The following is a 6,847-nucleotide window of genomic DNA, read 5'->3' on the forward strand; positions in this document are numbered from 1 at the left end:
TGATGAGGTGTGACGTGAACAAGTGGCTGTTTCCTGCCGTGACGGCGTTGGCTGTGCTCCAGGGGTGCTCCAGCGTCCCGCGCGGCAATATACCGGTGGTCGATTCGAGCACCCGCGTGTCCAACAGCGAACGCGTAACGGCCAACCGCTCGGCGGGTGGCTATAACACGGGCACCGCGCAAGCGCAGACGCTGCCAGAGGACTCCGGCGTCACCGTGATGATCCCGCAGGGCGCTGGCGCTTCGGGCATCCAGACGTTCCCGGCTGCCAATGGCGCGGCGCCGATCAGCACCTCGCCAATCACGCCGGGCCCGATTACCCCAGGCCCGATCAGCACGGGTCCGGTCAGCTCCGCACCGATGACCACCAACCCCAACCCGATCGCCGACGAGCCGTTCGACATCGCAGCGATGAGTGCCCCGCAGAGCACCAGTGCGCCAACCGGTATTCCACGTAGCAGCGGTGCTGCAGGTGGCTTGTCGGCCGATGAGCAACTGGATGGCCCGGTGCTGGCGCTGCTGACCACCGCGCGTACCCAGCAGGGCGGTGGTGATCTGAACGGAGCCGCTTCGAGCCTGGAGCGTGCCCAGCGCATTGCCCCGCGCGAGCCGCAGGTGCTGTACCGCCTGGCCCAAGTGCGCCTGTCGCAAGGTGATGCAGCACAGGCCGAGCAGCTGGCGCGTCGCGCGCTGACTTACGCCAATGGTCGCCCGAGCCTGCAGGCTGAACTTTGGAACACCATCGCCCAGGCCCGCGAGAAGCAGGGTGACAGCGCGGGTGCAGCACTGGCTCGACAGAAGGCACGGGTAACTTCCTGATGATCGAACAACGCATTCTGGATATCGTCGACCACCTGTTGCTGATCGAGCGTGAGTTGAAGGTTCAGGGCTGGTGGGAAGATGAGCCGCCCAGCGACGAAGCCTTGGCCAGCACGGTGCCGTTTGCGGTAGACACCATGAACCTCCAGCAATGGCTGCAGTGGATTTTTCTGCCGCGCATGAAGATCATCATCGAGCTCGGCCAGGCGCTGCCCAATGCCTCGGGCATTCTGGTCATGGCTGAAACGGAGTTCAGCGACCGCCCTGAGCAGAGTCGCGAGCTGCGGCGCCTGCTGGCAGAGTTCGATCAATTGATCGCTGCTTCCGCCTGATTTCTTCTCTTTTTCCTTTAAGGGCCGCAGATTGTGGCCCTTTTTTATGGAAATCTTATTATTCCTGCTGCTGAAGCGATTTTTAGTGGTGGCTGGGATTCATCTTGAGGAAAAATTGGCAATAATTTTTCTTGACTTGTACGCGCCAAATCACAAGAATCCAACTTCCGCTGTAGAGGGACTGCCAGAAGCAGACCCGCTAAGCAGATCATGAGGCGCACACCCGCGCCGACCTGTAACACCCCGCAACGCGTTACCTCGCGCTGGGTGGGAAAACCCCGCAACACTCTGGGGTGCTCCCAATACTTGCTCAGTCAGTGCTGACGTTCGCTCGTGCTCTGCTTGGCAGTAAACCTATTAAGACCCGTCCAGTGAGGGCGGTATTCTGGCGTTTTTGAGGTGAACAACGTGGAGCTTTTATCCGGCGGTGAGATGATCGTCCGCTTCTTGCGTGACGAAGGCGTCAAGCACATCTACGGGTACCCTGGTGGTGCTCTCCTTCATGTTTACGACGCACTGTTCAAAGAACCGGAAGTGGAACACATCCTGGTTCGTCACGAGCAGGCGGCAACCCATATGGCGGACGGCTACGCCCGCGCCACCGGCAAGGCCGGTGTGGTGCTGGTAACCTCCGGCCCGGGTGCGACCAATGCCATTACCGGCATTGCCACGGCCTATATGGACTCGATCCCGATGGTCATCCTGTCCGGCCAGGTGCCTAGCACCATGGTGGGTACTGATGCCTTCCAGGAAACCGACATGATCGGTATCTCGCGGCCGATCGTGAAGCACAGCTTCATGATCAAAAACGCTACCGAGATCCCTGAAGTACTGAAAAAAGCATTCTACCTGGCGCAATCCGGTCGCCCAGGTCCGGTCGTGGTCGACATTCCAAAAGATATGACCAACCCGGCCGAGAAGTTCGAGTACGTCTATCCGAAGAAGGTCAAGCTGCGTTCCTACAGCCCAGCGGTACGCGGCCACTCCGGCCAGATCCGCAAGGCTGCCGAAATGCTGTTGGCTGCCAAACGCCCGATTGTCTACGCCGGTGGTGGCGTGATTCTCGGCGGCGGCTCAGAAGCACTGACCGAAATTGCCAAGTCGCTTAATCTGCCAGTCACCAATACCCTGATGGGGTTGGGTGGCTTCCCGGGTGCTGACCGCCAGTTCCTCGGTATGCTCGGCATGCACGGCAGTTACACCGCCAACATGGCCATGCACAATGCCGACGTGATCTTCGCCGTTGGTGCGCGTTTCGACGACCGTGTGGTCAACGGCCCGGCCAAGTTCTGCCCGAACGCCAAGATCATTCATGTCGATATCGACCCGGCGTCGATCTCCAAGATGATCAAGGCCGACGTGCCAATCGTTGGCCCGGTCGACAGCGTGCTCAGCGAAATGCTCGGCATTCTCAAGGAAATCGGCGAGCAGCCTGACAAGGCTGTGCTGGATGCCTGGTGGAAGCAGATCGACGAATGGCGTGGCGATGGTGAGCTGTTCCCTTACGACAAGGGCGATGGCAACGTCATCAAACCGCAGAAAGTCATCGAAACCCTGTGCGAAGTGACTCGTGGCGATGCCTTCGTTACCTCCGACGTGGGCCAGCACCAGATGTTCGCGGCGCAGTACTACCGCTTCAACAAGCCGAACCGCTGGATCAACTCCGGTGGCCTGGGCACCATGGGCTTCGGCTTCCCGGCGGCGATGGGCGTGAAGCTCAACTTCCCGGACCAGGACGTTGCCTGCGTGACCGGCGAAGGCAGTATCCAGATGAATATCCAGGAGCTGTCTACCTGCATGCAGTACGGCCTGCCGGTGAAAATCGTCAACATGAACAACGGCGTTCTGGGCATGGTTCGCCAGTGGCAGGACATGGCCTACAACGGCCGTCACTCGCACTCGTACGTCGAGTCGCTGCCTGACTTCATCAAGCTGGCCGAGGCCTATGGCCATGTGGGTATCCGCATCACCAGCCTGAAAGATCTCAAGCCCAAGCTGGAAGAAGCGTTTGCGATGAAAGACCGCCTGGTGTTCATCGACATCGCGATCGACCGCAGCGAGCACGTCTATCCGATGCAGATCAAGGATGGCTCGATGCGTGACATGTGGCTGAGCAAGACGGAGCGTACCTGATATGCGGCACATCATTTCCCTGCTGCTGGAAAACGAACCAGGTGCGTTGTCCCGTGTGGTCGGCCTGTTCTCCCAGCGCAACTACAACATTGAAAGCCTGACCGTGGCGCCGACCGAAGACCCGACCCTGTCGCGTCTGACGCTGACCACCGTTGGCCATGACGAAGTGATCGAACAGATCACCAAGAACCTGAACAAGCTGGTCGAAGTGGTCAAGCTTGTCGACCTGTCGGAAAGCGCTCACATCGAGCGTGAACTGATGCTGGTCAAGGTCAAGGCCACCGGTGCCCAGCGCGCCGAGATCAAGCGCACCACGGATATCTTCCGTGGCCAGATCGTCGATGTCACCGCCAGCGTGTACACCGTACAACTGAGCGGTACCAGCGACAAACTGGACAGCTTCATCCAGGCGATCGGCACTGCATCGATTCTCGAAACCGTGCGCAGCGGCGTTACCGGCATTGCCCGTGGCGACAAAGTGCTCAGCATCTAAATTCAAAAATTAGCGATGGCTCCGCAGGGGCCGAGATATAACCAGGGGTATTTTCATGAAAGTTTTCTACGATAAAGACTGCGACCTTTCCATCATCCAGGGCAAGAAAGTCGCCATCATCGGTTACGGTTCCCAGGGCCACGCCCAGGCGTGCAACCTGAAAGACTCCGGTGTAGACGTTACCGTCGGTCTGCGTAAAGGTTCGGCTACTGTTGCCAAGGCCGAAGCCCACGGCCTGAAAGTTGCCGACGTTGCTACCGCTGTCGCTGCGGCTGACCTGGTGATGATCCTGACCCCGGACGAATTCCAGGGCGCTCTGTACAAGAACGAAATCGAGCCGAACATCAAGAAGGGCGCTACCCTGGCCTTCTCCCACGGCTTCGCTATCCACTACAACCAGGTTGTTCCGCGTGCCGACCTCGACGTGATCATGATCGCGCCGAAGGCCCCGGGCCACACCGTTCGCTCCGAGTTCGTCAAAGGCGGCGGTATCCCTGACCTGATCGCTATCTACCAGGACGCTTCGGGCAACGCCAAGAACGTCGCCCTGTCCTACGCCGCTGGCGTTGGTGGCGGCCGTACCGGCATCATCGAAACCACCTTCAAGGACGAGACCGAAACCGACCTGTTCGGTGAGCAAGCCGTTCTGTGTGGTGGTACCGTCGAGCTGGTCAAAGCCGGTTTCGAAACCCTGGTTGAAGCTGGCTACGCGCCGGAAATGGCCTACTTCGAGTGCTTGCACGAGCTGAAGCTGATCGTTGACCTCATGTACGAAGGCGGCATCGCCAACATGAACTACTCGATCTCCAACAACGCCGAATACGGTGAGTACGTCACCGGCCCGGAAGTCATCAACGAAGAATCCCGCAAGGCCATGCGCAACGCTCTGAAGCGCATCCAGGACGGCGAGTACGCGAAGATGTTCATCTCCGAAGGTGCTACCAACTACCCATCGATGACCGCCAAGCGTCGCAACAACGCTTCGCACGGCATCGAAATCATCGGCGAGCAACTGCGCTCGATGATGCCTTGGATCTCGGCGAACAAGATCGTCGACAAAGCCAAGAACTAAGTAACATCGCAACATGAAAAACGCGGCTTCGGCCGCGTTTTTTCGTTCTGGCAGTCAGCTTCTGGTATAAAGCAGACCAGTGGCCCGCTGTCAGAACCTGTTTCGCGGGCCCGTGTCGAACATTTTCCATCCTGTTGCAAGGTACCCTTTATGAGCGAACGTCCCGAAGAGCCGAACAAGCCCTCCGACGCCGAAAGCCTGCTACCTGTCGATGAGCACGTTGAAGAAGGGCATGACGCCGAAGGCCGCAAGGTGCGCCATCGCGGCATCTACCTGCTGCCCAACCTGTTCACCACGGCCAACCTGTTCGCCGGCTTCTATTCCATCATCAACTCGATGAGCGCACAGAGTGCCCTGAGTGCCGGTGACCCGCGCGAGGCGAGCAAGTACTTCGCCTTTGCCGCCATCGCCATCTTCGTGGCCATGGTGCTCGACGGCCTGGACGGCCGCGTTGCGCGCATGACCAATACCCAGAGTGCCTTTGGCGCCGAGTACGACTCGCTGTCGGACATGGTCGCCTTTGGCGTGGCCCCGGCTTTGTTGGCCTTCGGCTGGGCGCTGGGTGACATGGGCAAGGTCGGCTGGATGGTCGCCTTCATCTATGTGGCCGGCGCCGCTTTGCGCCTCGCACGCTTCAATACCCAGGTCGGTACCGCCGACAAGCGCTACTTCATCGGCCTGGCCAGCCCGGCTGCCGCAGGTGTGGTGGCGGGTACTGTGTGGGCGTTCAGCGACTACGGCATCCAGGGTTCCAAGCTTTCGTTCCTGGTTGCGCTGCTGGTGGCTGCTGCGGGCATGCTGATGGTCAGCAACATCAAGTACAACAGCTTCAAGGAGCTGGACCTCAAAGGCCGCGTGCCGTTTGTGGCAATCCTGGCCGTAGTGCTGGTGTTTGCCGTCGTGTTCAGCGACCCGCCGCGCATCCTCCTGCTGATCTTCCTTGCCTATGCGGCATCGGGGCCGATCCAGTTCCTGCTGAAGTCGCGTCGTCGCAAGACGTGATAATGATTTAATGCAGGAATAACCTTCCGGCTCCATAGTCTTACTGGTACATCCGTTATCAGTGCTGTGGAGCCGTCCATGCTCATCAAGCTTCCCAGATCTTCCGAGTGCAAGGCGTCGGAGGTCACTCCCGAAGGCATCTACCTTTCCCGTCGTACCCTGTTGGGCGGCTCGTTGGCCGGCTTGGCCTTGGGCGCTATGCCCGGCATTGGTCATGCGGCCGACGCCGGCCGATACGCCGATGTCGAAGCGGGCAAGGCACCTGGCTGGTTCAGTGACAAGCTTGCGGCCACACAATGGCAGGCAGTCACGGTCAAGGGTGAGGCGATCACGCCGTTCAAGGACGCTACCCACTACAACAACTTCTATGAGTTCGGGCCTGACAAGGGCGACCCGGCGGCCAATGGCGGCAGCCTGAAGACCGAGCCGTGGTCGATTGTGGTGGATGGAGAAGTTGGCAAGCCCGGGCGCTATGCGCTGGAAGACTTTGTCAAACCCTACCAGCTCGAGGAACGCATCTACCGACTGCGCTGTGTCGAAGCCTGGTCGATGGTCATTCCGTGGCTCGGCATTCCCTTGGCGCAGGTGCTCAAGCAGGTCGAGCCGACTTCGAGCGCGCGCTATGTGCGCTTCGAGACGTTGAAAGATCCTGAGCATATGCCCGGGCAGCGTTCGGGGTTCGCGCTCATTGACTGGCCTTATAGAGAAGGGTTGCGCCTGGATGAGGCAATGCACCCTTTGGCCATTCTGGCCGTGGGTATGTATGGTCGAGAGTTGCCCAACCAGAATGGCGCCCCATTGCGGTTGGTGGTGCCGTGGAAGTACGGCTTCAAGAGCATCAAGTCGATCGTGCGTATCAGTTTGGTGGCGGAGCAGCCTGGTACTACCTGGGAAGGCCTGGCGCCGGATGAGTATGGCTTCTATGCGAACGTGAACCCGAACGTCGACCACCCGCGGTGGAGCCAGGCGCGCGAGCGACGGCTGCCCAGCGGGTTGT

7 protein-coding genes (1 of these 7 cut by a window edge) are annotated in these 6,847 nt (G+C 59.7%); all 7 read left to right on the forward strand.

All coding sequences use genetic code 11. The features are described from left to right. The first annotated feature begins 2 nt into the window (after window positions 1-2). Window positions 3-818 carry a hypothetical protein gene (locus P0Y58_06090; protein ID WEK31766.1) on the forward strand — a complete coding sequence of 272 codons (816 nt, stop codon included), beginning with the start codon at window positions 3-5 and terminating at the stop codon, window positions 816-818. After that, entirely contained in the window at window positions 818-1,150 is a 333-nt protein-coding gene (locus P0Y58_06095; protein WEK31767.1) for a YqcC family protein, read from the forward strand. Before P0Y58_06090 ends, P0Y58_06095 begins: the two co-directional genes overlap by 1 nt. A gap of 408 nt (window positions 1,151-1,558) precedes the next feature. After that, complete coding sequence (locus tag P0Y58_06100) at window positions 1,559-3,283, forward strand: acetolactate synthase 3 large subunit (GenBank protein ID WEK31768.1); 1,725 nt, start codon at window positions 1,559-1,561, stop codon at window positions 3,281-3,283. A 1-nt stretch (window position 3,284) separates the two neighbouring features. Then, window positions 3,285-3,776 (forward strand): acetolactate synthase small subunit, encoded by a 492-nt coding sequence (gene ilvN, locus P0Y58_06105; protein WEK31769.1) that lies wholly within the window; start codon window positions 3,285-3,287, stop codon window positions 3,774-3,776. A gap of 55 nt (window positions 3,777-3,831) precedes the next feature. Beyond that, window positions 3,832-4,848: a ketol-acid reductoisomerase gene (ilvC, locus tag P0Y58_06110; GenBank protein ID WEK31770.1), complete on the forward strand. Its 1,017-nt coding sequence runs from the start codon at window positions 3,832-3,834 to the stop codon at window positions 4,846-4,848. A gap of 150 nt (window positions 4,849-4,998) precedes the next feature. Beyond that, entirely contained in the window at window positions 4,999-5,850 is an 852-nt protein-coding gene (gene pssA, locus P0Y58_06115) for a CDP-diacylglycerol--serine O-phosphatidyltransferase (protein WEK31771.1), read from the forward strand. A 78-nt stretch (window positions 5,851-5,928) separates the two neighbouring features. Continuing rightward, window positions 5,929-6,847 carry the 5' portion of a protein-methionine-sulfoxide reductase catalytic subunit MsrP gene (gene msrP, locus P0Y58_06120; protein ID WEK31772.1) on the forward strand. 95 nt of this gene lie beyond the right edge of the window, so only the first 919 of its 1,014 coding nucleotides appear in the window; the start codon lies at window positions 5,929-5,931; its stop codon lies beyond the right edge, outside the window.

The organism is Candidatus Pseudomonas phytovorans, assembly GCA_029202525.1.
Lineage (GTDB): Bacteria > Pseudomonadota > Gammaproteobacteria > Pseudomonadales > Pseudomonadaceae > Aquipseudomonas > Aquipseudomonas phytovorans.

Bases quoted from the DNA above. Each gene is read 5' to 3' on its own strand.
- P0Y58_06090 (WEK31766.1), top strand. From the start codon at position 3: ATGAGGTGTGACGTGAACAAGTGGCTGTTTCCTGCCGTGACGGCGTTG.
- P0Y58_06095 (WEK31767.1), top strand. From the start codon at position 818: ATGATCGAACAACGCATTCTGGATATCGTCGACCACCTGTTGCTGATC.
- ilvN (WEK31769.1), top strand. From the start codon at position 3,285: ATGCGGCACATCATTTCCCTGCTGCTGGAAAACGAACCAGGTGCGTTG.
- ilvC (WEK31770.1), top strand. From the start codon at position 3,832: ATGAAAGTTTTCTACGATAAAGACTGCGACCTTTCCATCATCCAGGGC.
- pssA (WEK31771.1), top strand. From the start codon at position 4,999: ATGAGCGAACGTCCCGAAGAGCCGAACAAGCCCTCCGACGCCGAAAGC.